The organism is Pseudomonas mosselii (assembly GCF_005796105.1).
GTDB classification, from domain to species: Bacteria; Pseudomonadota; Gammaproteobacteria; order Pseudomonadales; family Pseudomonadaceae; genus Aquipseudomonas; species Aquipseudomonas mosselii_C.
This window is the reverse complement of sequence record NZ_VAUO01000011.1, coordinates 62,357-88,821: the sequence shown is the minus strand read 5'-3', so window position 1 is coordinate 88,821 and position 26,465 is coordinate 62,357. Positions and strand designations below refer to the sequence as shown.

Genomic DNA, 26,465 nt, shown 5'->3' with positions numbered 1-26,465 from the left:
AACAGCTTATACTTGGCGGTTTGTGTAAAGCCGCCGGCCGCCCATGGCCGGGATACTGGACCCTGCCATGCTACGAATCACCGAACTGAAGCTGCCCCTGGACCACTCCGACGACGCGCTGCGCGCCGCCATCGTCCAGCGCCTGGGCATCGCGGATGAGCAACTGCTCGGTTTCACCCTGTTCAAGCGCAGCTACGATGCGCGCAAGAAGAACAGCGAGATGCTGTTCATCTACACCATCGACCTCGAAACCAGCAACGAAGCCGAACTGCTGAAAACCTTCGCCGACGACCCCAAGGTCGGCGTGGCGCCGGATGTCAGCTACAAATTCGTGGGCCAGGCGCCGGGCGACCTGCAGGAGCGCCCACTGGTGGTCGGTTTCGGCCCCTGCGGTATCTTCGCAGGCCTGCTGCTGGCGCAAATGGGCTTCAAGCCCATCGTCCTGGAGCGCGGCAAGGAAGTGCGTCAGCGCACCAAGGATACCTGGGGGCTGTGGCGCAAGAGCGTGCTCAACCCCGAGTCCAACGTGCAATTCGGTGAAGGCGGCGCCGGGACCTTCTCCGATGGCAAGCTGTACAGCCAGATCAAGGACCCACAGCACCACGGTCGCAAGGTGCTGGAAGAGTTCGTCAAAGCCGGTGCACCGGAAGAAATCCTGTACATCAACAAACCGCACATCGGCACCTTCCGCCTGACCAGCATGGTCGAGAAAATGCGCGAAGAGATCATCAATCTGGGCGGCGAAGTGCGCTTCGAACAGAAGGTCACCGACCTGCTCACCGATGGCGAACAGCTGACCGGCGTGGTGTTGCACAGCGGCGAGCAACTGCAATCGCGCCATGTGGTGCTGGCGCTGGGGCACAGTGCCCGCGACACCTTCCGCATGCTGCATGCCAAGGGCGTGTTCATGGAGGCCAAGCCGTTCTCGGTGGGCTTCCGTATCGAGCACCCGCAGTCGCTGATCGACAAAGCTCGTCTGGGCAAGTACGCCGGGCACCCGAAACTCGGTGCTGCCGACTACAAGCTGGTACACCACGCCAAGAACGGCCGTTCGGTCTACAGCTTCTGCATGTGCCCAGGTGGCACCGTGGTAGCCGCCACCAGCGAACCGGGTCGTGTGGTCACCAACGGCATGAGCCAGTACTCGCGTAACGAGCGCAACGCCAACTCTGGCATCGTCGTGGGCATCGACCCTGAGCGCGACTACCCAGGTAGCCCGTTGGCCGGGATCGAACTACAGGAACGTCTGGAAGCCCACGCCTACGTGATGGGTGGCAGTAACTACCAGGCACCGGCACAGCTGGTCGGCGACTTCGTCGCAGGCCGCCCGTCTACTGCCCTGGGTAGCGTCGAGCCGTCGTACAAGCCGGGCGTCACCCTCTGCGACCTGGCTCCGAGCCTGCCGGCCTTCGCCATCGAAGCCATCCGCGAAGCCCTGCCGGCCTTCGACCGCCAGATCAAGGGCTACAACCTGCACGACGCGGTGCTGACGGGCATCGAGACACGCACCTCTTCACCGCTGCGCATCACCCGCGGCGCCGACTTCCAGAGCCTTAACCTCAAGGGCCTGTTCCCAGCCGGCGAAGGTGCAGGCTACGCGGGCGGCATCCTGTCGGCAGGTGTGGACGGCATCCGCATTGCCGAAGCAGTGGCGCGGGACATCCTCGGCCTCTAAAGCGCCAGTGCATTCGCGGGTTGACCTGCGAATGCGCTAGAGCAGGCAAAGAAAAACCCCGAACAGGCTAAGCCCATTCGGGGTTTTTCTTTTATCGCGATCAGTGGCTGACGCGGCTGGTGCCATCGACAGTCATGATGCGCACGCGCTCGCCGACGCGGAAGATTTCGTTCTGCTGCACCTGCTGCACGTAGGCACGCATGCTACCGTCGTCTTCACGCACGGTGATCTCCACACCTTGGGTACGGGTCAGGCCCTCTTCGGCGGCGGAACCCGCCAGGCCACCCGCTACGGCACCGATCACCGCAGCGACGATGCTGCCACGGCCACCCCCGACGGCAGAACCCGCCACGCCACCAACGATGGCGCCGGCACCGCCGCCGATCGGGGTCTTGGTGCCTTCGATCTTGACTGGACGCAGGGATTCGATGGTGCCCATGCGCACGGTTTGCACGCGGCGGGCCTCGTCACGGGAGTAGCTGTCGCCGGTCAGCGACGACTGGCAGCCGCCCAGCAGCAACGACAGGGTGGTGAAGCTCGCCACCAGCAAAACGGATTTACGCATGAGGACAATCTCCATAAGACAGGTGAGTATTAGACGCTTCGTCATGACGAGTGTCACGACGCAAATGTTGTTTATTTGTTCTCATTCAGCTTCGCGACAGCCAGCAACGGCTGTAGCACGGGCATTTCACGTTGGACCAAGGATAGCCATGGATTACTTCATCGTCGTCGTCATCACGGTTGCCGGCCTGTACTTCCATGGCTGGCTGTACCTGCGCATGCGCCGCTGGATGGACCGTGACCTGGCCTTGTCGCTAGCCGGAGACGATCCGCTCAAGCAGGCGCGGATGCTTGAATTGTTGGAACGGGCACGCCGCGAAAAGGTCAATCGCAAGGCCTTGGCGGCCTGGCTTGAGCGCGAGGACCAGCGGACGGGATGATCAGGGGCTGCGACGCAGCCCCGTGGATTTCAAGGCGCCAGGCGCTCGCGTACCCACTGTCCATCTACCAGACGGTAGTTGAGCCGGTCATGCAGACGGCTGGCACGTCCCTGCCAGAACTCGATGCGTTCTGGCAGCAAGCGGTAACCGCCCCAGTGCTCGGGGCAATGCGGCTGGGTGTCACTAAAGCGCGCTTGAGTGGCCTTCACCATGTCTTCAAGCTCGGTGCGGTCGGCAATCACCCGGCTCTGCGGCGAGGCCCAGGCTCCCAGGCGACTGCCCAACGGACGCACCTGGTAGTAGTCGTCCGATTCCTTGGCCGAGACTTTCTCCACCCGCCCCTCGATGCGCACCTGACGCTCCAGCGCCGGCCAGAAAAAAGTCATGGCGGCAAAAGGGTTCGCCGCAAGGTGCTGGCCCTTGGCGCTTTCGTAGTTGGTGAAGAACGTGAACCCGTGCGCATCGAGGGCCTTGAGTAGCAGCACGCGGCAATGCGGGCGGCCGTCGGCATCGACGGTGGCCAGGGTCATAGCGTTAGCTTCCACCGGCAACTGCTCAGTGTTCACCGCATCGGCGAACCATTGGTGAAAGAGTGCGAACGGCTCACCCGGGGCCTGGGCTTCGGCCAAGCCATCACGGGTGTAGTCGCGGCGCATATCGGCCAGGGATTGGGTCATGGCTGCGTTTCCTTGACGATCAGTTGGTCTTCGCAGGGCTGTTGGCAGCGACTTTCTTGTCAGTGCTGGCGGTCTTCGCCGCAGGCTTGGCAGGCGCGGCTTTCTTCTTGGCGGCAGTGGCTTTGACCGGCGCCTTGGCTTTGGCCACGGGTTTCTTCGCGGCCGCCTTGGCGACAGGTTTTGCAGCAGGTTTGGCAGCCGCCACGGCAGGAGCCTTGGCTTCCTGACTCGCCACCAGCGAGGTTGGCGCAGGGCTCAGGTTTGGTTGCTGGTACTTGGCCAGCAGCGCGACCATGGTGTTCTGCGGGGTCAGCAGCAGTTCCACGCGGCGGTTCAAGGCACGCCCAGCAGCGCTGTCGTTGGCCGCACGCGGCATCACCGAACCCATGCCCTTGAGCATCAAGCGGTCGCGTTGCAGGCCGCTCAGGCGGAAGATCGCCGACACCGAGGCGGCGCGTTCAAGGCTGAGTTTCTGATTGGCAGCGGTGGCGCCGGTGCTGTCGCCGTGGCCGAGGATCAGGATCGCAGTCTTGCTGTCGGACTCGATGGCCTTGGCCACCTGGGTGATCGGGCCAAGGGTCACCGGCAGCAACATGTTCGGACGGTCCGGGTTGTACGAACCGTCCACCGGGATGGTCACCGCGAGCACGTCTTCACGGCGCTCCAGCTCGAACTTGCTGCCCTTGATGGCTTCGCGCACCTTGGGTTCGTACTGGTCGAGCCAGGCCTGGGTGGCTTTCTGGTCGATCTTCGGCACGGCAGCGGCCTGCGGCTTGCTGTCGTCCCCGCCGAACGGCCACCACCAGCGGCTACCGCTCTCGGACTTGGCATCGGCCTTGGCGACGTTCTCGGTAACGGCTTGCTTCACTTCCTTGTCGGCGACCTTGTCCGAACCGAAGGGCCACCAGCTCAAGCCCTCGTCTTTGGAGGCATCCTGCGAGTGGCTGGCGCAGCCGGTCATGGCCAGGCACAGGGCGAGTGCTAAGGTTTTGTGTGAAGACATCAGCGATACACCATGAAATAGAAAGAGATTTTGCCCACACGTATCAGGCGTCGGCATTGAGGATAGTCAATGGGACCGGGCAATACCCGCGTTACCCGATCAAAGGCACTCACCCAGAACCCGTACCAGCTGCTGGGCACGCGGATCCATCAGCACGTAGGGCCCCAGGGTATTGGTGACAAAGCCAAAGGCCACGTCGTATTCGGGGTCGGCGAAGCCCACCGAGCCCCCCGCGCCAGGGTGACCGAAGGCACGCGCGCCGAGACCGAAGGTGGCGTTGGCCACGTGCGGTTGGTCAAGCATGCAGCCCAGGCCGAAGCGCGTCTGGGTGAGCAGGGTACGATCATCACCAAGGCTGTGTTCGCGGGTCAGTTCATCGAGCAATTCGGACTCAAGCAGGCTGCCGTCGAGCAGGCCGGCATAGAAGCCGGCCAGGCTGCGCGCATTGCCATGGCCGTTGGCCGCCGGCTGCTGCATGCGCCGCCACTGCGGCTTGTTGGTGCTAGTCAGGATGGCTGGCGGGTTGGTGAAGGCACGCGTCGAGAGTGCCTCGGGTTCACGCAAGGTCACCTGCAACAGGCGCTGAGCGGCCGCATCACCGGGATTGCCCTTGCCGCGCGCGATATGCGCCACACGATGGAATTCATCGTCGGCAAGGCCAACATGGAAGTCCAGGCCCAGTGGCCTGGCGGTCCGTGCCACGATCGAATCGCCAGGGCCACGGCCATCGGCACGGCGGATCAACTCACCGATCAGCCAGCCATAGGTGATTGCGGCGTAGCCATGTGCGGTGCCAGGCTCCCACCAGGGCGTCTCGGCGACCAAGGCGTCGACCATGGCCTGCCAGTCGTAGAGCATGTCTGCCGGCAGCAATTGGCGGATGGCCGGCAGGCCGGCACGGTGGCTGAGCAACTGGCGCAGGGTGATGGCTTCCTTACCGGCCTGGGCGAACTCCGGCCAATAGCGGGCCACCGGGGCATCGAGCGCCAGCTTGCCCTCGCCCACCAGTTGCAGGGCAGTGACAGCAGTGAAGGTCTTGGTACATGAGAACAGGTTGGCGATGGTATCGCTGTGCCAGGCCTCACGGCCGTCCTTGTCAGCGCTGCCGGCCCAGAGGTCAACCACGGTCTGGCCGCCGACCTGGATGCACAGCGCAGCACCACGCTCCTGGGGATCTTCGAACAACGCGGCGAAGGCATCGCGCACCGCCTCGAACTTCAGCTCATAGTGACCCTGGATCTGCACCCGCTACCTCTCCGAACGACCTGGCTGGCAAAGGCGTGCATTGTTTCAGTAGTTAAGCGATTTGCCTACTGGATGTCGCGTGTTGGGCGCCAGTAAACCCCGCTTTGGTTGAAGCGCAAGGCACTCACTGCGCGGGTTTCTCCAATACGGCGCGCACCTGACCAACGGCTTGCAGGTTGCTCCTGCGCACCGATTCGACAAACCCCGGATACGCCACATCGGTAATGGCCACCAGCCCAAGGTGGCCATTCTCGCCATCGAGCAGGCGGCCACTGGCGGGCTGGTCGAGGTACTGGAACCAATGCACCCCGACGATCATAGGCTGGGCCAGAGCTGCCTTGAGGAACGCCGCATAGGCCGGCCCCCGGTCCTCCTCCCTGGCCACTTCCACAGGCCCTGGCCAGAACGGGCCACGATCGCGCGAACCGAACTGAAACTCCGAGACCAACACTGGCTTGTCCAACTCGGCCAGGCGGGCGAAGTCGTAGCCATCCTCTGGCTTGAGCGTATAGAAGTTGAAACTCAGCACGTCACAGAACTCGCTACAGGCCTTCACCGCTTCCGGCGTACTGACCGCATAGCGCCCCCCCAGCAACAGGTGGTTCGGTGCATGCCACTTCAGGGCATCGGAGATGGTCTTGAAATAGGTCTGGGCGAACACCTGCTGGAAGTACTGGTAATCGCGTTCGATCTCCGGGTGCTCAGGGTTGGGCAACGGCGCCTCGAAGCCTGGGTCTTCCATCAGTTCCCAGGCGCTTAGCTCGATGCCCCAGGCCTTCGAGAGCCCTTCCTGATTGCGGTACTTGTCGCGCAGTTGCTTGAGGAAAGCACGCTTGGCGGGCACGTCGGTGGTCAGGCGCAAGGTGCCGTAGGCCAGGCCATAGCGGGCCTTGGGGTCATCGCCCGGCGCAGCCCAAGCCAGTTCATTGTCGGCGAAATAGCCGATCAGCCAGGGGTCATCGCGATGGTCGCGCGCCGCGATGGCGACGGCGCGCTCGGTGGCCATGGCAAAACGCGGATCGAACGGATCGGGCATGCGCCCCCACCAGTCCATGCCGGTGCTGATGCTGGCGTAGTCACCGACGATCGACAGCGGCAAGGTGTAGGGCATGCGCTTGGCCTGTTCCAGCTCAGGGTCGCTCCAGTTGCCAAGGGTGTTGAAGCCCCAGGCTTGCAGCCGATCGAGGGTGTGCGCCTGCCAGCGCGGCGCATCAAAAGCGAATGGCGCGCAGGCCGGTTCCTGCGGCCCAGTCTGGCACGCCTTGCCGTAGGTACGTTGCAGGTTGGCCGCATAGAAGTCGAACCAGCGCCCCTGCTTGAAATGCCGGCCGTCAGACGACGCGTTGCCATCATCGTTGTTGCCCTGCCCATAAAATGCAGCCAGTGGCTCACCCTCAGCGGGCAAGTCCCTGAACATGCCTTCACGGCCTTCGACATAAGTACGCCCACCGTCGACTGCCACAGCATTGACGCCCAGCGAATAGAACGGATGGCCGTCGGGCGTGACCAGATACCAGCGCCCGTCGCGTTTTTCGGTGCGGAAAAAGCCCTTGGCTTCGAAGGCTGGCCCGGCTCGGACGCCGCCGTACGGGTCCAAGCCAAGCTTGTCGCGTTCGGCCAGCCAGGTCTTGAGCTGCGCTTGCTCGCGGTTGTCGGCAGCCTTGAGCAGGTCTTCGCTGGTGATCTTTTCCGGCCACTGCCCCCGGGTGGACTGGCCATAGCTGTCGATCAGCTCATGATAGGCCGCTTGGTAGGCCTGCTCGTCATCCTGCAGGCCGACCCGCTCGATCAGCAGGCTCTGGGCCACCTTGGGGTTGGGAATGCTGAGGCTGACAGAAGCCACCTGCTTAAGGTCCAACGCGCCATTGCTGCTAGTCAGCAGCAGGCGTTGCCCCTCGTAACTCCACGGCATCGGTGGGCCGGCGCGCATACCCTGGCTGAGCGGCGAGCGGGCGGTGAGTGGGATCATGACGGTTTGTGCAGGCCCGGCCGGCAAGTCGATTCGGCTGTTCAGGCTCCGCCCGTCGCTGTCGGTGACCTGCACGTCCACCGTCAACGCCCAATCCATGGCGCTTTGCAGGCGCAGCGTGAGAAAACGCCCAGCAGACCAGTCCCAGACTCCCGCTTGCGGGGCCAAGCGAAGTGTCGGCTGGGCCGCCGGGTTGAACACCACGCGCCGCAACACTTCGCCCTCAGCGGTCTGCTCCGCATTGTACTGCGGCATCCCGGCATCCTGGGTGATCACGTTCACCACCGAAGCCGGACGCACGAAACTGAACAGGGTCTGTTGCCCAGCGAGCAATGGCGCGCTGAACAACAGGGTGAGCATGGCGGGCAAGGTGCGACGGATCATGGGGCGGTCGATCTCCTTCTGAACCCTCACGGGTTCGCGACAGCGTGATGAACAACGGACCGGAGCATCGTGCTCCGGGGGTCAGCCGATTTCGCGCCGGAACGGCGGCAGTGCGTTGAGGATAGCCTTGCCATAGCGTTGGGTGACCAGACGCCGGTCGAGCAAGGTGATCACCCCGCGATCCTGCTCGGTTCGCAGCAGCCGCCCGCAGGCCTGGATCAACTTCAACGAGGCGTCGGGCACGGCAATTTCCATGAACGGGTTACCGCCGCGCGCCTCGATCCATTCGGACAACGCCGCCTCGACCGGATCATCCGGCACCGAGAACGGGATCTTGGCGATCACCACATGCTCGCAGTAGGCACCGGGCAGGTCGACACCTTCGGCGAAGCTGGCCAGGCCGAACAGTACGCTGTGCTGGCCATCGTCGACCCGCGCCTTGTGTTTGTTGAGCGTCTCCTGCTTGGACAGGTTGCCCTGGATCAGCACCAGCTTGCGCCAGTCGCGGTCCAGGCCATCGAACACGTCCTGCATCTGCTTGCGCGACGAAAACAGCACCAACGCGCCACGAGCTTCTTCGACGATAGCTGGCAGCTCGCGGATGATCGCCGCCGTATGCGCCGTGGCGTCCCGTGGATCGGCACCCAGGTCTGGCACTCGCAACAGGCCGGCATCGCCATGCACGAACGGGCTCGGCACCACGCACTGCACGGCATCGCGCGGCAGGCCCGAACGCATGCGAAAACGATCGAACTTGCCCAGTGCGGTCAGCGTCGCAGAGGTCACCAAGGCGCCGTGGGCGACATTCCACAGGCTCTTGCGCAGCATCTCAGCGGCCAGGATAGGGCTGGCATTGACCTCGATATCGAACAACGCGCCACTTTCGGCCAGCGTCAGCCACCGGGCCATGGGCGGGCTGTCCTCAGGGTCTTCGGCGGTGAAAGCGGTCCACAACTCCCAGTTGCCCTGGGCGCGCGTCACCAGGCTGCCGAACAGCGGGTACCACTCCTCGGCCTGGTGACTGGCGATGCCGATGCTGTTCTCACCGTCCATGCCTTCCTTGAGCAGGTCGGCCAGGCGGGTAAACAGGTCATTGAGGCGAGCAAAGCCTTTTTTCAGCTCGATGCCCACCTCGCGAATTTGCTCGGGGACCACGCCGCCCTCGAAACGATACCGCGGGCGATCACGGCCCTCGACGTCCTCGCCAGTACGGAAGTCCGCCACCTGCTCGCAGAGGGTGAACATGAACTGCTGCTGGGTTCGCACTTCCCGCGCCAGCTCGGGGACTTGCTCGATATAGCGCCCCAGATCGCCCGGCAACGGATGCTGGGCCAGCAGCTTGGTGAGGTTCTTGGCCGTCTGCTCCAGCCATTCGGCGGTGGAACGCAGACGCGAATAATGGGCGAAATGACCGATGGCCTTGTCAGGCAGGTGGTGGCCTTCGTCGAACACGTACATCGTGTCGCGCGGGTCGGGCAGCACCGCGCCACCGCCCAGGGCGAGGTCGGCCAGGACCATGTCATGGTTGGTGACGATCACATCGACCTTGCCCATGCCTTCACGGGCCTTATAGAAAACGCACTGCTGAAAGTTGGGGCAGTGCCGGCCGGTGCACTGGCCGTGGTCGGTGGTCAGGCGCGCCCAGTCCTGGTCCTCGATGGTTTCCGACCAGCTGTCGCGGTCGCCGTCCCAACGATTGCCGGCGAGCTTCTCGATCATGCTGTTGAACAGCTTCTGGCTGCGCTCGTCGACCTCGATGCGAAAGCCTTCTTCCTCGAACAACTGGGCGGTGGCCGACTGGGCGTGGCCCTCTTGCAGCAGGATGTCGAGCTTGGACAGGCACAGGTAGCGGCCACGGCCCTTGGCCAGGGCGAAACTGAAATTCAGCCCGCTGTTGCGCATCAGGTCGGGCAGGTCCTTGAACACGATCTGCTCCTGCAGCGCGACGGTCGCGGTGGCGATCACCAGGCGCTTGCCGGCCGCCTTGGCTGCCGGAATCGCAGCCAGGCTGTAGGCGACCGTCTTGCCGGTACCAGTGCCGGCCTCGACCGCGACCACCGCTGGCTCGCCGGCACGGCGACCTTCGTCGTCACAGGCGATGTCGCCAAGTACCTTGGCGACTTCGGCGATCATCAGGCGCTGGCCATAGCGTGGCTTGAGGCTTTTGGCTTCGAGGAAACGCGAATAGGCGCCCTGGATGGTGGCTTTGAGTTCGTTGCTGATCATGGTCTGCGGGCGCCCGGAGGGCTGGATATATTTTCAGTGTTTCGCATGGGCCGGCTATCATACCCCGCTATTGACCTTTATGCCGCATGGAGATCCGCATGCTCGCCTTTGCCCTGCCCTACACACTGCATGTCCTGGCTGCCCTGGTCTGGGTCGGCGGGATGTTCTTCGCCTGGCTGGTGCTGCGCCCGGCAACGGCTACAACGCTGGAAGGGCCGGCTCGGCTGCGCTTGTGGGTGGAAGTTTTCCGACGCTTCTTCGGATGGGTCTGGCTGGCGGTGGCGATTCTGGCTGTCAGCGGGGTGGGCATGATCCACCTGCGCTTCGCCGGGTTCGAGACGGCGCCGCGCTATGTGCAGGTGATGATCGGCGCAGGGATCGTCATGTTCGCCTTGTTCATGCGGGTTCAATCACTATTGCTGCCGGAGTTGCGGGCGGCAGTGCAGGCTGAGGATTGGGCGGCGGGCGCTGGGGTGTTGGGGCGGATTCGACGGATGGTCGGCGCTAACTTGCTGATTGGGGTTGGGGTGGTGGTTGTGGCGAGTTCGCGGGTTTTGATTTGATTCGTTTGGGCTCGATGGCCAACGTGTTTGTTTTTGGAGATGTGTGCGCATTCGTTGGCGATGTCGACTTTTAGGCACCTTTCCGCCCTTACGGCGGGTTACTTTGGTCGTGGCCAAAGTAACCAAAGCCGTCCCGCTCCATCATCCGGCCCCTGCGCTACGCGCAGGGGTTCCCTCGCTCCGGCGCCTTTCGGGCCCGCGCGGCCTACGACTTGCTGCGCAAGTCTACATCTCGCGCCTTCGGCTACGCCGAAGGGTGCTGCGCACCTGGCCCTACAGACGCCTACACTCGGCCTCCTGAAGTCGCAATTGGCGGCGCTTGGACTATTGCGCGCTTAGAAGCAAGAGCAAGTTCTGAAGTTCTGTGCAATTCAGGCTTTGCGCAATCCTGTAGGAGATCACCCAGCCCTTTGGGCTGCGCTGTCGCGCAGAGAACTGATTTCGCAAGCGCTCCGCGTACCCTGTGGGAGCGGCGGTTCGGCGCCCCGACTTGCCCGCGAAGCAGGCGACTCGGTGGATGGCACCGGCTTTGCCGGTGTTCGCGGGCAAGCCCGCTCCCACAGATTACTTTTAAATCAACAAGTTATGTGTAGCTCTATGAGAGCGGGCTTGTCCCGCGAAGCAGGCAACGCGGTGGATGGCATCGGCTGTGCCGGTGTTCGCGGCACAAGGCCGCTCCTACAGGTGCAGCGCTGGGTTCAGGCTTGGCGTATTCATGTAATCCGGAGTTCCCACAACTGCAACTAGCGGTTAGCTGCGCCAGTCCAGGCGCCACCCCTAACTTCGCGACTTCAGTAGGCCGAGCGGAGGTGACTGTAGGGCCCAAGGTGCGCAGCACCCTTCGGCGCAGCCGAAGGCGCGAGATGTAGACTTGCGTAGCAAGTCGCAGGCCGCGCGGGCCCGCAAGTCACCGCAGCGAGGGAACCCCGGAGCGAAGCGCAGGGGCCGAATGAATGGAGCGAGCATTTTTTGGTTCCTTTTTGATGCTTCAAAAAGGGACCCGCCGTAAGGGCGGAAAGGTGACTCAAAGTCAACTTCACAAATGAATGCGCATACAAACCCCAAAACAAACAACTAAAAAACCCTCACAACCTCTGCAAAATCAACTCCCCCGATGCCCCCACCAACCCAGCCGCTCCCTCCACCCCAGGCCGCCCATTAGCCCCAGCATCGGTCCGGTACACCAGGCATCCCTTGCTGACCCCGCCCTTGCCAGCCTTCCCGGCAGCCCCCGGCTTACCCGCAGCGCCCCCCTCCAGCCGCACCACGATTCGCTCCTGAGCGAACCCTTCAGGCACGGCCAGGCGAACCCGCCCACCCGGCGCCCCATCATGCCCATTGCCGCCATTATCCCCATTGGCCCCACGGCTGGCCTGCCCCCAGGTACAACCTCCGGGCTTGCCATTTCCTCCGTCGAGCCCCGCATACCCCGGTGCACCGGCACCACCCCGCGCATCGATGGACAGCCGCTCGGCGTCCAGGCGATCAAAACGCAAATCCAGGTTGCGCCCAGGACGCGCCGGCCGCTCGAAGGTGCCCGACGCACCTGGCGCGCTGATCTCGCTACCTTCACCCAGATAAGCGCTGGCCGCCGCGATACGCAGGTCCTGCCCGGCAGGCGCGATGGCGATGCGCGCATCGCGGCCCAGCTCAAGTCGGTCGATCTTCAGTTCAGTCAGCGTGGCCGGCAGCAGCAGGGTTGCCGAATTCGCTACCCGCACGTGCTCCAAGTGCACGCTGGCCGCGTTGTTGGGCAGACGCAACATCGAGTGGGCAGCGACATCAAGATTCTCGGCCTGAGCCAGGGGCGCCGCCAGGGCGGCAAGCAACATCAATTTACGCACGACGGGTCGCCTCTTCAGGTTTGCGAATGGACATGACATGGAAGATCCCGGTGAGCAGGATCTGCAACCGGTCGAACCAACGGTGGCTACGGCCGCGCAGGCTGCCGTTGAAGCACAGCACTTCGAGCACATGCAGCGTCAGCAGCACGAGGCCAGCAGCATTGATGAGCAGGTTGATCGGCAGTGGCTGCGGCATGAACACGTTGAACAGCACCACCCACCAGAACACCACGGTCAGGGCTTTGCCCAAGCCCAGGATGAACTTCATGAACCGCCCCCACGGATTTTTATGGTTGTGTCGGCCAGGCCCGTAGCCACGGGCCCGGCCAGCAACAGTACCCCGCTTGCCGGGGCGCACGCCAGTGGTGGCTCAGTTCAGGTGCAGCTCTACCCGACGATTGCGCGCCCGGCCCTCGTCGGTGTCGTTGTCGGCCACTGGTTCGCTCTCGCCATGGCCTTGGCTGGTGACCTTCTGCGGCACCAGTCCCTGACTGATCAAGTACTCAGCGACACTACTGGCACGGCGTTCGGACAAGCCTTGGTTGTAGCTGTCGGAACCCACGCTGTCGGTGTGACCGATCACCTTGACGCTGAGCACGCTTGGGTCGCTGAGTTTGGGCAACAAGGCTTGCAGACGCTGCTGGGCGTCGGCGCTGAGTGCAGCCGAGTTGAAGGCGAACAACACCGGGCCCTGATCATCGAGGGTGATCACCTCGGGCGCTGCGGCGACCGGCTCAGGCCTTGGCTGTGACGGCGGGTATTGGGGCAACGGGCAGCCCATGTGGTCAACCTGGGTGCCCGCCGGGGTATCCGGGCAACGGTCGCGGCGATCGAAGACGCCATCGCCATCCTCGTCACCATCCTGGGCGTAGCAGATCAAGCCGCCAGCAATCGCCCCGGCTGCGCCAGCACCGGCTGCCCAGCTGGAACTCTCGATGGCCCCCAGGCCACCGCCGACCAGCCCACCAAGCAGGCTGCACAGTGGCCAGGTCCTTTGATTGAGAGGCGCGCTGCCATCGCTGTGGGTGGCGCAACCGGCCAACAGCCCGGTGGCCATCACCAGCGGCAGTGCCGCCTTCGACAAAACACTCATGGTGAATGCTCCTGTGTCACCGGCCGCTACCGGTCACACAGGAGTAAAGACGCGCCCGCGCCACTTCACAAGGCGCGCACGCAGGGGCCGTCAGCGCTGGATCTTGATCTCGGTGCGACGGTTCATGGCACGGCCTTCGGCAGTGGCGTTGTCAGCAACTGGCTGCGTTTCACCGGCGCCCACCACCGAGACGAAGCTGCTGCGCGGAACGCCGTTCTCGACCAGGTAATCAGTCACCGAGTGCGCACGGCGCTCGGAGAGTTTCTGGTTATAACGGTCGGAACCAACGCTGTCGGTGTGCCCGGTGACGCTCAGGCGAGCCGAGCTGGTTTCTTGTTTCAGGCGTGTGGCGATCGTGTTCAGGCGCTGCTTGTCGGCAGGCGTCAGACGCGCGGAATCGAATTCGAAGTGCACATCACGGATGACGATGACCTCTTCCTTCGGTGCCGGCGCAGGCGCTGGCGCTGTCACAGGTGGTGGTGCCGGAGGGCAGCCATTGGCGTCCACCTGCACGCCACGCGGGGTGCCCGGGCACTTGTCGCGGCTGTCCGGCACACCATCGCCGTCCTCGTCGCCATCGCCATGGGCCCAGCAATAGCCGGCCGCCAGACCACCACCGAGCAACGCGCCCCAACCTGCCCAACTAGAACTTTCAATGGCGCCCAAGGCAGCGCCACCTACACCCCCGACGGCAGCACACTTCGGCCAGTCGGTTTTTTGCAAACCTGCACAACCAGTCAACACACTGGTGAGCAGAACCAGGGGTATCGCTGTGCGTACTATGCTCATCTTGTTGCTTCTCCTAGGGGGAATCGGTGCAAAACCGATGCTCTGGGAGTAAAGACCGCCGTTTGGCGCATTGCCAGCAATCAGCCACGCAACGGCGTCATGCCCCTTTGCCCGCAAGCCCAAGCCCGCTAGTCTTGGCCGATCTGAACGAGGACTGGCAATGACCGACGTTTTCTCTTCCCGCACCCCGCAACAGGCGCTAGCCGCCCTGCTCGAGCGCTTCGCCCCGCACAACCTGCTGCTGGTGGGCAGCCGTTTTCCGGCCCTGGAGGCGTTCGCCCAGGCTCACCCGGACACTCGCATCGAGCAAGCAGCGCCCGGTCCGCTGCCGGCGCCACTGGCCGCACAGCGCTTCGACCTGGCGTTGCTGGTGGACTGCCTCGAACACCTGCCCAAGCGCGGCGGCTTGGAGCTGCTGGGCGGCATCCGCAACCTAAATGCCAGCCGTGTGGCGGTACTGGCCGACCTGCCCGCCTGCGGCTGGCAGGACACCGATTTCTTTTCCCTGGCACTGGTCGCCAGCGAAAAATTTGAACGCGATGGCCAGGTGCTGAGCCTGTTTACCTATGATCTGCATGACTATAAACAGGTCCCGGATTGGCTCAACGCCAAGTTCTGGGCCAATCCTGAAAACTTCGGCAAGTACTGGTGGTGATTCAATGAGGGTCTCAGTCTGCCCCTGTGGCAGTGGCAACCTGCTCGACGCCTGCTGCGGGCATTATCACGCCGGCACCCCGGCACCGGATGCGCAGGCATTGATGCGTTCGCGCTACAGCGCCTACGTGCTGGGGCTGGTGGATTACCTGGTGGCCACCACCCTGCCGGCCCAGCAAGCGGGCCTGGACCGCGCCGGCATGGCGGCCTGGAGCGCCCAGAGCACCTGGCTGGGCCTGGAGGTGGAGAGCGCCGAGGTGCTTGGCGGGCAGCCCGAGCACGCCTTCGTCACCTTTACCGCACGCTGGCACGACCTGGAAGGCGATCACCAGCAGCGTGAGCGCTCGGCGTTCGTCCAGCACGCCGGGCGCTGGTATTTTATCGACCCCACCGTGGGCCTGAAAGCCGGACGCAACGACCCTTGCCCCTGCGCCAGCGGACAGAAATTCAAGAAGTGCTGTGCCGCCTACCTCGCAGGCTGAGGCGCACTGGTGCGATAATCGCGCCATATTCAACCGGAGTACCCCGCAATGACCCAGCAACCCCACGTCCATGGCCCCGACTGCAACCACGATCACGACCACCATCACGACCACGGCCATGTGCACGGCCCACACTGCAACCACGGCCACCAGGAGCCTGTGCGCAACGCCCTGAAAGACGTTGGTCGCAACGACCCGTGCCCCTGCGGCAGCGAGAAGAAGTTCAAGAAGTGCCACGGCGCTTAACAGCAGCCACTCGCGGCCAGCTACAAGCTGCAAGCAAGAGCAAATCACCAGCGCACGTGCTTTTACTTGCAGCTTGCCCTACCACTGGTAAATAAACCGCCCCGGCACCTTGCATGGCGACTGCGCGCTCACTACCTTAGCGCCTTTCCAACCCCGCCACGCCCTGCAGGAGCCCCGCCATGGCCGCCCTTCCCCCTTTCCGCCTTCGCTTCGGCGGCGCCGCCGCGCTGCTCGGCATGCTTGCGCTGGCCGGCTGCCAGATGGGCGGCTACCAGGACAGCGTTCCGCCAAGCACGGGCGTGCAACCGCTCAAGGGCCTGGCACAGAACGTGTCGGTACGGCGCAACGCCATGGGCGCGCCACTGATCGAAAGCAGCAGCTTCCATGACGCGCTGTTCAGCCTGGGTTATGTGCATGCCGGTGACCGCATCGGCCAAATGCTCAGCATGCGCCTGCTGGCCCAGGGTCGCCTGGCCGAGCTGGCCGGCCCCGAGGCACTGGACATCGACCGGCTGATGCGTGCGGCCAACTTGAAGCAGAGCGCCGGCCAGCTCTACGCCGACGCCTCGCCACGGCTCAAGCGTTTCTTCGAGGTGTACGCCCGCGGCGTCAACGCCTACCTGTTCCGCTACCGCGACAAGCTACCAGCGGAGCTGGCCAGCAACGGCTACCGCCCGGAATACTGGAAACCCGAGGATTCGGCGCTGATCTTCAGCCTCTATGCGTTCAGCCAGTCGGTGAACCTGCAAGAAGAGCTGTCGGCCCTGACCCTCGCGCAACAGGTGGGTATCGACAAGCTGGCCTGGCTGCTGCCCGGTGCCCCCGACGAGCCGCTGGCGCATGCCGAAACCGACAAGCTCAAGGGCCTGAACCTGGCCAGCCAACTGCCGGGACTGACCTCGCTGGCCGCCTCCAGCCAGCAACTGGCTGATCTCGGCCTGCTGGGCAACCCTGGCTCATCCAACCTGGCCCTGGGGCCACAGCGCAGCCGCAGCGGCAAGAGCCTGCTGGCCAGCGAAAACCGCGCCACCTGGGCACTGAGCCCGGTGCAGATTCACACCGGCAAGTATCAGGTCGCCGGTCTGTCGCTACCGGGCCTGCCGATCATGCTGGCGGGCTACAACGGCAAACTGGCCTGGAGCGCCAGCGCGGTGATGGCCGACAATCAGGACCTGTTCCTCGAACAGGTGCGTCGCCAAGGCAACCAGCTCACCTACCTGGCCGACGGCAAATGGCAGAATGCCCGGGCGCGCAACGAAACCTTCTTCGTGCGTGGCCAGCGCCCACAGCGCGAGCTGATGTACGACACCCGTCATGGCACGCTGCTGCCGGGTCACGGCAGCCTGGGCCTGGCCCTGCACCTACCGCAGCTCAAAAATGACCGCAGCCTCGATGCGCTGTTCGACCTGACCCGCGCCAGCAACGTGGAGCGGGCCTTCGACAGCACCCGTGAAGTCGGCGCTGCCGCCCTGAACTTCGTGTTCGCCGAGCCCGAGCACATTGGCTGGCAAGTCAGCGGCCGCTACCCGAACCGCCGCGACGGTCAGGGCCTGCTGCCCTCGCCCGGCTGGGACGGTCGTTACGACTGGGACGGCTTTGCCGACGCCATGCTCCATCCCTATGACCAGGACCCGGCCAGTGGCTTCATCGGCCACGCCAACCAGCGCAGCCTGCCCAAGGGCTATGGCATGCAGCTCTCAAGCACCTGGTATTACCCCGAGCGCGCCGAACGCCTGGCCGAACTGGCTGGCAACGGTCGCCACGACAGCCGCAGCCTGATGGCACTGCAGAACGATCAGGTGACGCTGCTGGCGGCCAAACTCAAGCAGATGTTCGACGCCCCAGGCATGGCCCAGCCGCTCAAGCAGGCCATCGATGCCCTGCCTGCGGCGCAGCGCGACAAGGCGCGTGACGCGCTTGCGCGGCTCAAGGCCTTCGACGGCCGCCTGAGCCCGGTATCGGCGGATGCCGCGCTGTACGAGCTGTTCCTGCAAGAGGTCACCCGGCAGACCTTCCTCGACGACCTTGGCCCGGAGTCCAGCCCAGCCTGGCAAGCCTTCGTCAGCAACGCGCAGCTGTCGTACTCAGCCCAGGCCGACCACCTGCTGGGCCGCGACGACAGTCCGTTCTGGGACGACCGCAGCACCCCACACAAAGAAGACAAACCTACGATCCTGGCCCGCAGCCTGGCGGCAGCCATCGATGCCGGCACGGCCCAACTGGGCGCCGACCGCCGCGCCTGGCAGTGGGGCAAGCTGCACCAGTACCGCTGGCCAGCGGCTAACTACAAAGGGCTGGGCGACACCCTCAACCGCTCGCCGATGGCCGCCGGTGGCGACTTCACCACCCTGGCCCTGACCCCGTACGCCTGGGGCAGCCACTTCGACACCCGCCTGCCGGCCTCGGCACGGATGATCGTCGACTTCGGCCAGGCCGAGCCCTTGCAAGTGCTGACCAGCAGCGGGCAATCGGGCAACCCCGCCAGCCGTCACTACAGCGACGCACTGGACGCCTGGTTCAAGGGCCGCTTCAGCAGCCTGCCGCTGCAACCGCAGAACTTCGGCCGGGCCTACGGCAGCCAGCGCTTGACGCTGGTGCCGGGCAAGTAGCCGGTTGCAGGCATGAACACGCCGCCTGGGCTGGCGGCGTGCTCCTTCAACACACACCCTTGCGCCAAAGCGCGCCAATAACAGAACTTTCCCGAAGCTTTCACGCTCCCACCTTGTAACGTCGCTACCGAAGCCCATGCCCATGGACCTCGTCATTGCCCGCCCTGAAGGCCTCTATTGCCCACCTGGGGACTTTTACATCGACCCGTGGCGCCCGGTGGAGCGCGCGGTCATCACCCACGGCCACGGCGACCACTCGCGCCCCGGCAACCGTCACTACCTGACCGCCGCTGACGGCGCCGGTGTGCTGCGCAGCCGCCTGGGCCAGGGCATTGATCTGCAAACACTGCCCTACGGCGAACGCCTGCTGCACCATGGCGTGACCTTGAGCCTGCACCCGGCCGGCCACGTACTGGGCTCGGCCCAGGTTCGCCTGGAATACCAGGGCCAGGTGTGGGTCGCCTCGGGCGACTACAAAGTCGAGCCCGACGGCACCTGCGCGCCGTTCGAGCCGGTGCGCTGCCATACCTTCATTACCGAATCCACCTTCGGCCTGCCGATCTACCGCTGGCCGCCGCAAGCCGAGGTGTTCGCCGCCATCAACGCCTGGTGGCGCGGCAACCGCGAGGCGGGCAAGGCCAGCGTGCTGTTCTGTTATGCCTTCGGCAAGGCGCAACGCATCCTGCACGGCTTGGACGCCGGGCTCGGGCCGATTCTGGTGCACGGTGCGGTGGAGCCTCTGAACCGGGTCTACCGCGAAGCCGGCGTGCACCTGCCAGAGACCCGTTACGCAGGCGACATCCCACGCAATGACCCACTGCTGCGCCAAGCCTTGGTGCTGGCACCGCCCTCGGCGGCGGGCAGCAGTTGGATGAAGCGCTTCGGCGACTACAGCGACGGCTTTGCCAGTGGTTGGATGCGCCTGCGGGGCACGCGCCGTCGGCGTGGCGTCGACCGTGGCTTCGTACTCTCCGACCATGCCGACTGGCCCGGCCTGCTGTGGGCGATCGCCCAGACGGGCGCTGAGCGGGTGATGGTGACCCACGGCTCGGTCAACGTGCTGGTGCGCTACCTCACCGAGCAAGGGCTGGATGCCCGGGGCTTCGTCACCGAGTACGGCGAGGAAGACGACAACGCCAGCGCAGAGCCTGGCGCATGAAGGCCTTCGCCGACCTCTACCTGCGCTTGGACGCCACCACGTCGAACAATGCACGCCTGCACGCGCTGGTCGACTATTTCGCCAGCGCACCGCCACAGGATGCCGCCTGGGCGGTGTACTTTCTGGCAGGAGGCCGGCCACGCCAACTGGTCCCCAGCCGCCTGCTGCGCGAGCTGGCCACGCAACTGTCTGGCCTGCCGCCGTGGCTCTTCGAGGAGAGCTACCAAGCCGTGGGTGACCTGGCCGAAACCGTTTCATTGCTGTTGCCCGAAAGCCCCGACGCCAGCGACGAAAGCCTGGCCGACTGGGTCGAGCAGCACCTGCTGCCGCTGCGTGGTCAACCACCGGAGGTTGTGCGCGAGCGCTTGCCAATACTCTGGTCACAGCTAGACCGCCCGAGCCTGATGCTGTGCCTGAAGCTGATCACCGGTAGCTTCCGCGTTGGGGTCTCCAAACTCTTGGTCACCCGCGCCCTGGCACAACTGGCGGGGCTCGACGCCAAGCGCGTAGCCCAGCGCCTGGTGGGCTACACCGACCTCAACCATCGCCCCAACGCCGAGCGCTACCTTGCGCTGATCGCCCCCGAATCCACCGATGAACACCAGCAACGTGGCGGCCAGCCCTATCCGTTCTTCCTGGCCCATGCGCTGCAACTGCCAGTGGCGCAATTCGACGCGCTGCTCGGGCCACCGTGCGACTGGCTGGTGGAGTGGAAGTGGGATGGCATCCGCGCCCAGGTGGTCAAGCGTGAGGGACGCGTATGGGTGTGGTCGCGAGGCGAGGAGTTGATGACCGAACGCTTCCCCGAGCTGCATAGCCTGGCGGACACACTGCCCGATGGCGTGGTGATCGATGGCGAGATACTGGTCTGGAAACCGGATACCCAAGGCATTGCCGTGCAGCCCTTCGCCTTGTTGCAACAGCGCCTGGGGCGCAAGACCCTGAGCAAGAAGCTGCTGGCCGAGGCGCCGGTGGTCCTGCAGGCTTATGACCTGCTGGAATGGCAAGGACACGATTGGCGTAACCAACCGCAACATGTGCGTCGCCAGCAACTCGAACAACTCCTGCAACGCTACCCGTTGGCGCCCTTGCTGCTATCGCCACTGCTCACCGGCGACAACTGGTCCGAACTGGCCCGGCAACGCGAGCGCTCGCGCAGCCTGGGCGTCGAGGGGCTGATGCTCAAGCGACGCGATGCCCTGTACGGCGTGGGCCGCACCAAGGACATGGGGCTGTGGTGGAAGTGGAAAGTCGACCCGTTCAGTATCGACGCGGTATTGATCTACGCCCAGCGGGGCCACGGCCGGCGCGCCAGCCTGTACAGCGACTACACCTTTGCGGTGTGGGATGCACCACCCGGTACAGCCGGACGCAGCCTGGTGCCATTCGCCAAGGCCTACTCGGGGCTCAGCGACGAACAAATGCGCCAGGTCGATGCCATCGTGCGCAAGACCACCGTCGAGACCTTCGGCCCGGTACGCAGCGTCACCCCGACCTTGGTGTTCGAGCTGGGCTTCGAAGGCATCGCCTTGTCCAAGCGCCACAAGAGTGGCATCGCGGTGCGCTTCCCCCGGATGCTGCGTTGGCGTCAGGACAAAACCGTCGAGCAGGCCGACGATCTGGCCACTCTCCAGGCGCTGCTGGGCTGACGCTGCGCCGCAGGTGAAGTTGTGCTGCTATCCTTGGCCCCGGCTCATGTCACCGATCGTTATCCCAGGACCCCCATGCACCATTCGACCCACGACCTGCTCTCCCCTGTTCCGGGCAGCGCCCGCCAACTTCACAGCTTCCACTTTGGTCCGCGCGGCGGCACCAAGGTGTACATCCAGGCCTCGCTGCACGCCGACGAGCTGCCCGGCATGCTGGTGGCCTGGCACCTGAAGCAGCGTCTGGGTGCGCTTGAGCAACAAGGCCGACTGCGTGGCGAGATCGTGCTGGTGCCGGTGGCCAACCCGGTGGGTCTGGAGCAGGTGTTGTTGGATGCGCCGCTGGGCCGCTTCGCGCTGCAAAGCGGCGAGAACTTCAACCGCAACTTCGTCGACCTGTCGGACAGCCTCGGCGACCAGATCGAGGCTCACCTCACCCAGGACCCCGCGCATAACCTGGCGCTGATCCGCGAGTACCTGCGTCGCGGCCTGGATGCCCACCCGGCGCTCACCCCGCTGCAGTCCCAGCGCCTCACCCTGCAACGGCTGGCCTGCGATGCCGACATCGTGCTCGACCTGCACTGTGACTTCGAGGCCGTGGAGCACCTGTACACCACGCCCGAGGCATGGCCCCAGGTCGAGCCCCTGGCGCGCTACCTGGGCGCGCAGGCCAGCTTGCTGGCCACCGACTCCGGCGGGCAATCGTTCGACGAATGCTTCAGCCTACTCTGGTGGCAGTTGCAACAACGTTTCGGCAAGCGCTTCCCGATCCCGCAAGGCAGCTTCTCGGTGACCGTCGAACTGCGCGGACAAGCCGACGTCAGCCATGAACTCGCCACCCAGGACTGCCAGGCAATCCTCGACTTCCTGACCCACAACGGCATCCTCGAGGGCCAGCCAGCGCCACTGCCGCCCCTGCGCCAACCCGCCACGCCGCTGGCGGCGGTGGAACCCGTCACCGCCGCGCTGGGCGGGCTGCTGGTGTTTCACGCCAAGCCCGGACAGTACCTGGAGGCCGGGCAACTGATCGCCGAAGTCATCGACCCTCTCAGCGATCGCGTGACGCCGCTGCGCAACAGCCAGGCCGGGCTGCTATATGCACGTAGCCTGCGGCGCATGGCCACGGCGGGCATGGTGGTTGCCCACGTGGCGGGCGAAACGGTGTGCCGCAGCGGCTACCTGCTGGGCAACTGATCGGCTAAACCATTGGGTGGCTGGCGTGGTCCACTAGAGGCACAGTCCTCGACGGATCATTCGCCAGCATGCCTGACCTCGCTTCCACCTGGTTCGCCGCCCGCGGCTGGAAACCCTTCGCCTTTCAGCGCCAGGTCTGGGCGGCGGTCGGCAGAGGCCGCTCAGGCCTGCTCCACGCCAGCACCGGCGCGGGCAAGACCTATGCGCTCTGGCTGGCCGCCCTGCGCGCGTTCGCCCAAACCGATGGCCGGCGCCAGCCCGCCCCCTTGCAGGTGCTGTGGATCACCCCCATGCGCGCCCTAGCCGCGGACACGGCGCGAGCCTTACAGGCCCCATTGGATGATCTTGCCCTGAACTGGACCGTTGGCGTACGCAGCGGCGACACCGGCAGCGCCGAGCGTGCCCGCCAGGCTCGGCGCCTGCCCAGTACGCTGATCACCACCCCCGAAAGCCTTACCTTGTTGCTCACCCACGCCCAGGCCGAACATCACTTCGCCAGCCTGCGCATGGTGGTTGTCGACGAGTGGCACGAATTGCTGGGCAACAAACGCGGCGTGCAATTGCAACTGGCGCTGGCACGTCTGCGCCGCTGGCATCCAACGTTGCAGGTGTGGGGGCTGTCGGCGACCTTGGGCAACCTCGACCATGCCTTGCAGGTGCTGGTGCCCGATGACGGGTTGTTGATCAAAGGTCGCCAGGGCAAGCAACTGGTGGTCGACAGCCTGATCCCCGCACAACTCGAACGCTTCCCGTGGGCTGGGCACATGGGGCTGAAGATGCTCGAGCCGGTAGCCAACGCCATCGAAAAGAGTGCCAGCAGCCTGGTATTCACCAATACCCGCGCCCAAGCCGAACTGTGGTATCAAGCCCTGCTCCAGGCCCGCCCGGAATGGGCAGGGCTGATCGCCCTGCACCACGCTTCACTGGCCCGTGCGACCCGCGACTGGGTCGAAGCAGCGCTCAAGCAAGGCCAGCTCAAGGCGGTGATCTGCACCTCCAGCCTGGACCTGGGCGTTGATTTCTTGCCGGTGGAACGGGTGTTGCAGATTGGCTCAGCCAAAGGCATCGCCAGGCTGATGCAGCGTGCTGGACGCTCGGGGCACGCGCCGGGACGCACCTCGCGCATCACCCTGGTCCCGACCCACAGCCTCGAACTGGTCGAGGCCGCCGCCGCGCGCCAGGCGTTGGCCAGCGGACGCATCGAAGCACGCTACTCACCGCGGCTTTGCATGGATGTGCTGGTGCAGCATCTGGTGAGCATGGCGCTTGGCGCCGGCATGCGCCCGGACTCATTGCTGCAAGAGGTGCGCAGTACCTGGGCCTACCGTGATCTACACGACAGCCAATGGCAATGGGCCCTGGACTTTGTCCGCAACGGTGGCGGCGCGCTGAGCGCCTACCCTGACTACCAACGCGTCGAAGCACACGCCGACGGAGTCTGGCGGGTCACCAGCGAGCGCCTGGCGCGGCGCCATCGTTTCGGTATCGGCACCATCGTCAGCGATGCCAGCCTACAGGTGAAATACTGGAGCAAAGGCGGCGCAGGGCAGTCGCTGGGCAGCATCGAGGAGGCCTTCATCGCGCGCCTGCGTCCCGGCGACAGCTTGATGTTCAGTGGCCGCGTACTGGAGCTGGTGAGGGTCGAGAACATGACCGCCTACGTGCGCCGTAGCACTTCGCGCAAGGCCGCCGTGGCGCGCTGGAATGGCGGGCGCATGCCTCTGTCCAGCGAGTTGGCCGACGCTGTGGTCGAACAGTTCGAGGCCGCAGCCCAGGGCCGCTTCGACAGCGACGAACTGCGCGCCGTGCGGCCCTTGCTGGCGCTTCAGGCGCAATGGTCGGCACTGCCCACGCGCTCGAGCTTGCTGGCCGAAACCCTGACCACTCGCCAGGGCTCGCACCTGTTCCTCTACCCCTTCGCCGGACGCATGGCCAACCTCGGACTGGCCAGCCTGATCGCCTGGCGTGTCAGCCGCGACCAACCCCTGTCGGTCTCGATAGCGGTCAGCGACTACGGCCTCGAACTGCTCACCCCTTCGCATCTGGACTGGGCCGCCCACCTGCCCGCTGCACTGTCAGGCGAGGCGCTCCTGGCCGATACCCTGGCCAGCCTCAACGCCAGCGAAATGGCCCTCAGGCGTTTTCGCGAAATCGCCCAGATCTCGGGGCTGGTGTTCGGCGGTTACCCGGCCGCGCACAAGAGTGCCCGGCAGATACAGGCGTCCAGCGGCCTTTACTTCGAGGTGCTGCGCAAGCACGACCCCGGCAACCTGCTGCTCGATCAGGCCCATGCTGAGGTACTGGCCGAGGAACTACAGATCGAGCGCCTGCAACATCACCTGCGCAGGATCGCCAGCCAGCGCCTGGAGCTGCGTGCACTGCGCCGCCCTGGTCCGCTGGCCTTCACCTTGTTGGTGGAAGGCATGCGCGAAACCCTGAGCACCGAAAAGCTGGCCGACCGCATCGCACGCATGGTACGAGACCTGGAAAGCGCCGCAGGCAATGGGCATGGATGAACTGCTGATCGAACATGCCGGCGAGCCATTGTGGCTGCTGGCCGACAAAGCCCTGTACTGGCCGGCCCGGCAAGCGCTGCTGGTGGCCGACCTGCACATTGGCAAGGCGGCCAGCTACCGTGCATTGCATCAACCGGTGCCAAGCGGCACCAGCGAGGCCACCCTGGCCAGGCTGGACGCCCTGCTGGCGCGATACACCTGCTCAATGCTGATCGTGCTCGGCGACTTCCTGCACGCCCGGCATGCCCGCACACCCACCACACTGGCCAAGTTGGCCGCGTGGCGGGAACGCCATGCAGACCTTCAGATCATCCTGATAAGGGGCAACCATGACCGCCATGCGGGCGATCCGCCCGCGCAGCTGAACATTACCGTGCACGAGGAACCCTGGCTGCTGGAGCCGTTCGCCCTGCGCCACGATCCCGAGGCGCATCCGACCCACCCGGTCCTGGCAGGCCATGTCCACCCGGCCTTCGTGCTGCATGGGCGCGGCCGCCAGCGCGTACGTCTGCCCTGCTTCGTGGTCGGGCCACAGGTCACGCTGTTGCCGGCCTTTGGCGAATTCACCGGTGGCTGGAACGTCGTGTCGAGGCCCGGCACACGCCTGTATCTGACGGGTGCCGGGCAGGTATGGCCGATTCCAGAATGATCAGGCCACGGGCGCAGGAGGCGGCTCGTCGGGCAAGGTCGGTTCGCCGGGCTCCATTGGCGGGTGCTCGCCGGGCTCAGTCGGCTGTGGGGTATCGGGACCAGGCTGGTGCGGCACGCCGCCAGCCTGTACGCAAGTGGGCGGATGAGCCAGCAGCGACCAGGCCAGTATCCCGATCTGGTTCGGCTGCAGGACGGCCAGCTTGGCGCTGATTGCGGGGTCAATCTTCATGGGCAACTCCTGACGAGAGCCGGTGAGCGTCATGCACACCGGGACTGTTCATCTCGTTGGAGTCCATTGCCTGCAAACAATTCCAGGCAATTGGTCGACTCAGGTGCGCGGCAGGGTGACGCCGCGCTGACCCTGGTACTTACCGCCACGGTCCTTGTACGAGACTTCGCACTCTTCGTCCGATTGCAGGAAGAGCATCTGTGCCACGCCTTCGTTGGCGTAGATTTTCGCAGGCAGCGTGGTGGTGTTGGAGAATTCCAGAGTCACGTGGCCTTCCCACTCGGGCTCGAGCGGGGTGACGTTGACGATGATGCCGCAGCGCGCATAGGTGCTTTTGCCCAGACAGATGGTCAGCACATCGCGCGGAATGCGGAAATACTCCACGGTACGCGCCAGGGCGAAGGAGTTAGGCGGGATGATGCACACGTCGCTCTTGATGTCGACGAAGCTGCCGGCATCGAAGTTCTTGGGGTCGACGGTGGCCGAATTGATGTTGGTGAAGACCTTGAATTCGTCGGCGCAGCGCACGTCGTAGCCGTAGCTGGAGACGCCGAAGGAGATGACTCGGCTGTCCTGTTCGCCGCGCACCTGGCGCTCGACGAACGGTTCGATCATGCCGTGTTCCTGCGCCATGCGGCGAATCCACTTGTCCGATTTGATGCTCATG

24 protein-coding genes are annotated in these 26,465 nt (G+C 64.8%); 12 read left to right on the top strand and 12 right to left on the bottom strand.

Features of this window, described 5'->3' with window-relative positions:
- The first annotated feature begins 67 nt into the window (after nucleotides 1-67).
- Nucleotides 68-1,675, top strand: coding sequence for an NAD(P)/FAD-dependent oxidoreductase (locus FEM01_RS19760; protein ID WP_138221156.1), 1,608 nt, complete (start codon nucleotides 68-70; stop codon nucleotides 1,673-1,675).
- Nucleotides 1,676-1,775: 100 nt separating this feature from the next.
- Here FEM01_RS19760 and FEM01_RS19755 read toward each other — a convergent pair whose 3' ends face one another.
- Nucleotides 1,776-2,240 carry a glycine zipper 2TM domain-containing protein gene (locus tag FEM01_RS19755; RefSeq protein WP_138221155.1) on the bottom strand — a complete coding sequence of 155 codons (465 nt, stop codon included), beginning with the start codon at nucleotides 2,238-2,240 and terminating at the stop codon, nucleotides 1,776-1,778.
- A gap of 148 nt (nucleotides 2,241-2,388) precedes the next feature.
- Between FEM01_RS19755 and FEM01_RS19750 the strand changes: the two genes are divergently transcribed.
- Entirely contained in the window at nucleotides 2,389-2,619 is a 231-nt protein-coding gene (locus tag FEM01_RS19750) for a hypothetical protein (protein ID WP_138221154.1), read from the top strand.
- Between the two features lie 29 nt (nucleotides 2,620-2,648).
- Here the strand turns inward: FEM01_RS19750 and pdxH are convergent, their stop codons facing one another.
- From pdxH to dinG, 5 genes are all read right to left on the bottom strand, one after another.
- Nucleotides 2,649-3,296: a pyridoxamine 5'-phosphate oxidase gene (gene pdxH / locus FEM01_RS19745; protein ID WP_138221153.1), complete on the bottom strand. Its 648-nt coding sequence runs from the start codon at nucleotides 3,294-3,296 to the stop codon at nucleotides 2,649-2,651.
- A gap of 19 nt (nucleotides 3,297-3,315) precedes the next feature.
- Nucleotides 3,316-4,299, bottom strand: coding sequence for an OmpA family protein (locus FEM01_RS19740; RefSeq protein ID WP_138221152.1), 984 nt, complete (start codon nucleotides 4,297-4,299; stop codon nucleotides 3,316-3,318).
- A gap of 99 nt (nucleotides 4,300-4,398) precedes the next feature.
- Entirely contained in the window at nucleotides 4,399-5,544 is a 1,146-nt protein-coding gene (locus FEM01_RS19735; protein WP_138221151.1) for a serine hydrolase domain-containing protein, read from the bottom strand.
- Nucleotides 5,545-5,668: 124 nt separating this feature from the next.
- Nucleotides 5,669-7,897 (bottom strand): beta-galactosidase, encoded by a 2,229-nt coding sequence (locus FEM01_RS19730; protein ID WP_138221150.1) that lies wholly within the window; start codon nucleotides 7,895-7,897, stop codon nucleotides 5,669-5,671.
- Nucleotides 7,898-7,978: 81 nt separating this feature from the next.
- A complete protein-coding gene (gene dinG / locus FEM01_RS19725; RefSeq protein ID WP_138221149.1) occupies nucleotides 7,979-10,123 on the bottom strand; it encodes an ATP-dependent DNA helicase DinG in 2,145 nt (714 codons plus the stop codon).
- Nucleotides 10,124-10,221: 98 nt separating this feature from the next.
- Here dinG and FEM01_RS19720 point away from each other — a divergent pair, with 98 nt between their 5' ends.
- Nucleotides 10,222-10,686, top strand: a complete 465-nt coding sequence (locus FEM01_RS19720) for a CopD family protein (protein WP_138221148.1) — start codon at nucleotides 10,222-10,224, stop codon at nucleotides 10,684-10,686.
- 1,085 nt (nucleotides 10,687-11,771) lie between these two features.
- On the opposite strand, the gene FEM01_RS19715 is transcribed toward FEM01_RS19720, so the two are convergent.
- The 4 genes from FEM01_RS19715 to FEM01_RS19700 all read right to left on the bottom strand — a co-directional run bounded on the left by FEM01_RS19715 (nucleotide 11,772) and on the right by FEM01_RS19700 (nucleotide 14,412).
- On the bottom strand, nucleotides 11,772-12,530 hold the full coding sequence (locus FEM01_RS19715) for a collagen-like protein (RefSeq protein WP_138221147.1): 759 nt from the start codon (nucleotides 12,528-12,530) through the stop codon (nucleotides 11,772-11,774).
- Complete coding sequence (locus tag FEM01_RS19710) at nucleotides 12,523-12,798, bottom strand: DUF1145 domain-containing protein (protein WP_138221146.1); 276 nt, start codon at nucleotides 12,796-12,798, stop codon at nucleotides 12,523-12,525. The genes FEM01_RS19715 and FEM01_RS19710 overlap by 8 nt, the downstream gene beginning before the upstream one ends.
- A 102-nt stretch (nucleotides 12,799-12,900) precedes the next feature.
- Nucleotides 12,901-13,623, bottom strand: a complete 723-nt coding sequence (locus tag FEM01_RS19705; RefSeq protein WP_138221145.1) for an OmpA family protein — start codon at nucleotides 13,621-13,623, stop codon at nucleotides 12,901-12,903.
- 90 nt (nucleotides 13,624-13,713) lie between these two features.
- On the bottom strand, nucleotides 13,714-14,412 hold the full coding sequence (locus FEM01_RS19700; protein WP_138221144.1) for an OmpA family protein: 699 nt from the start codon (nucleotides 14,410-14,412) through the stop codon (nucleotides 13,714-13,716).
- A gap of 160 nt (nucleotides 14,413-14,572) precedes the next feature.
- On the opposite strand from FEM01_RS19700, the gene FEM01_RS19695 reads away from it, so the two are divergent.
- The 9 genes from FEM01_RS19695 to pdeM all read left to right on the top strand — a co-directional run bounded on the left by FEM01_RS19695 (nucleotide 14,573) and on the right by pdeM (nucleotide 25,567).
- Entirely contained in the window at nucleotides 14,573-15,067 is a 495-nt protein-coding gene (locus FEM01_RS19695; protein WP_138221143.1) for a DUF6231 family protein, read from the top strand.
- Between the two features lie 4 nt (nucleotides 15,068-15,071).
- Nucleotides 15,072-15,548, top strand: a complete 477-nt coding sequence (locus FEM01_RS19690; protein WP_138221142.1) for a YchJ family protein — start codon at nucleotides 15,072-15,074, stop codon at nucleotides 15,546-15,548.
- A 48-nt stretch (nucleotides 15,549-15,596) separates the two neighbouring features.
- Nucleotides 15,597-15,794, top strand: a complete 198-nt coding sequence (locus FEM01_RS19685; protein ID WP_138221141.1) for an SEC-C metal-binding domain-containing protein — start codon at nucleotides 15,597-15,599, stop codon at nucleotides 15,792-15,794.
- Nucleotides 15,795-15,973: 179 nt separating this feature from the next.
- Nucleotides 15,974-18,403 (top strand): penicillin acylase family protein, encoded by a 2,430-nt coding sequence (locus FEM01_RS19680; protein WP_138221140.1) that lies wholly within the window; start codon nucleotides 15,974-15,976, stop codon nucleotides 18,401-18,403.
- 142 nt (nucleotides 18,404-18,545) lie between these two features.
- Nucleotides 18,546-19,562 carry a ligase-associated DNA damage response exonuclease gene (locus FEM01_RS19675; RefSeq protein ID WP_138221139.1) on the top strand — a complete coding sequence of 339 codons (1,017 nt, stop codon included), beginning with the start codon at nucleotides 18,546-18,548 and terminating at the stop codon, nucleotides 19,560-19,562.
- Entirely contained in the window at nucleotides 19,559-21,211 is a 1,653-nt protein-coding gene (locus FEM01_RS19670) for an ATP-dependent DNA ligase (RefSeq protein ID WP_138221138.1), read from the top strand. Before FEM01_RS19675 ends, FEM01_RS19670 begins: the two co-directional genes overlap by 4 nt.
- A gap of 75 nt (nucleotides 21,212-21,286) precedes the next feature.
- A complete protein-coding gene (locus tag FEM01_RS19665; RefSeq protein WP_138221137.1) occupies nucleotides 21,287-22,402 on the top strand; it encodes a succinylglutamate desuccinylase/aspartoacylase family protein in 1,116 nt (371 codons plus the stop codon).
- A 68-nt stretch (nucleotides 22,403-22,470) separates the two neighbouring features.
- Nucleotides 22,471-24,918: a ligase-associated DNA damage response DEXH box helicase gene (locus FEM01_RS19660; RefSeq protein WP_138221136.1), complete on the top strand. Its 2,448-nt coding sequence runs from the start codon at nucleotides 22,471-22,473 to the stop codon at nucleotides 24,916-24,918.
- Nucleotides 24,911-25,567 carry a ligase-associated DNA damage response endonuclease PdeM gene (gene pdeM, locus FEM01_RS19655; protein ID WP_138221135.1) on the top strand — a complete coding sequence of 219 codons (657 nt, stop codon included), beginning with the start codon at nucleotides 24,911-24,913 and terminating at the stop codon, nucleotides 25,565-25,567. Before FEM01_RS19660 ends, pdeM begins: the two co-directional genes overlap by 8 nt.
- Here pdeM and FEM01_RS19650 read toward each other — a convergent pair whose 3' ends face one another.
- Together FEM01_RS19650 and dcd are read right to left on the bottom strand one after the other, a co-directional pair.
- Nucleotides 25,568-25,798, bottom strand: a complete 231-nt coding sequence (locus tag FEM01_RS19650; protein ID WP_138221134.1) for a hypothetical protein — start codon at nucleotides 25,796-25,798, stop codon at nucleotides 25,568-25,570.
- A 99-nt stretch (nucleotides 25,799-25,897) separates the two neighbouring features.
- A complete protein-coding gene (dcd, locus tag FEM01_RS19645; RefSeq protein WP_003258001.1) occupies nucleotides 25,898-26,464 on the bottom strand; it encodes a dCTP deaminase in 567 nt (188 codons plus the stop codon).
- Nucleotide 26,465: the final 1 nt, after the last annotated feature.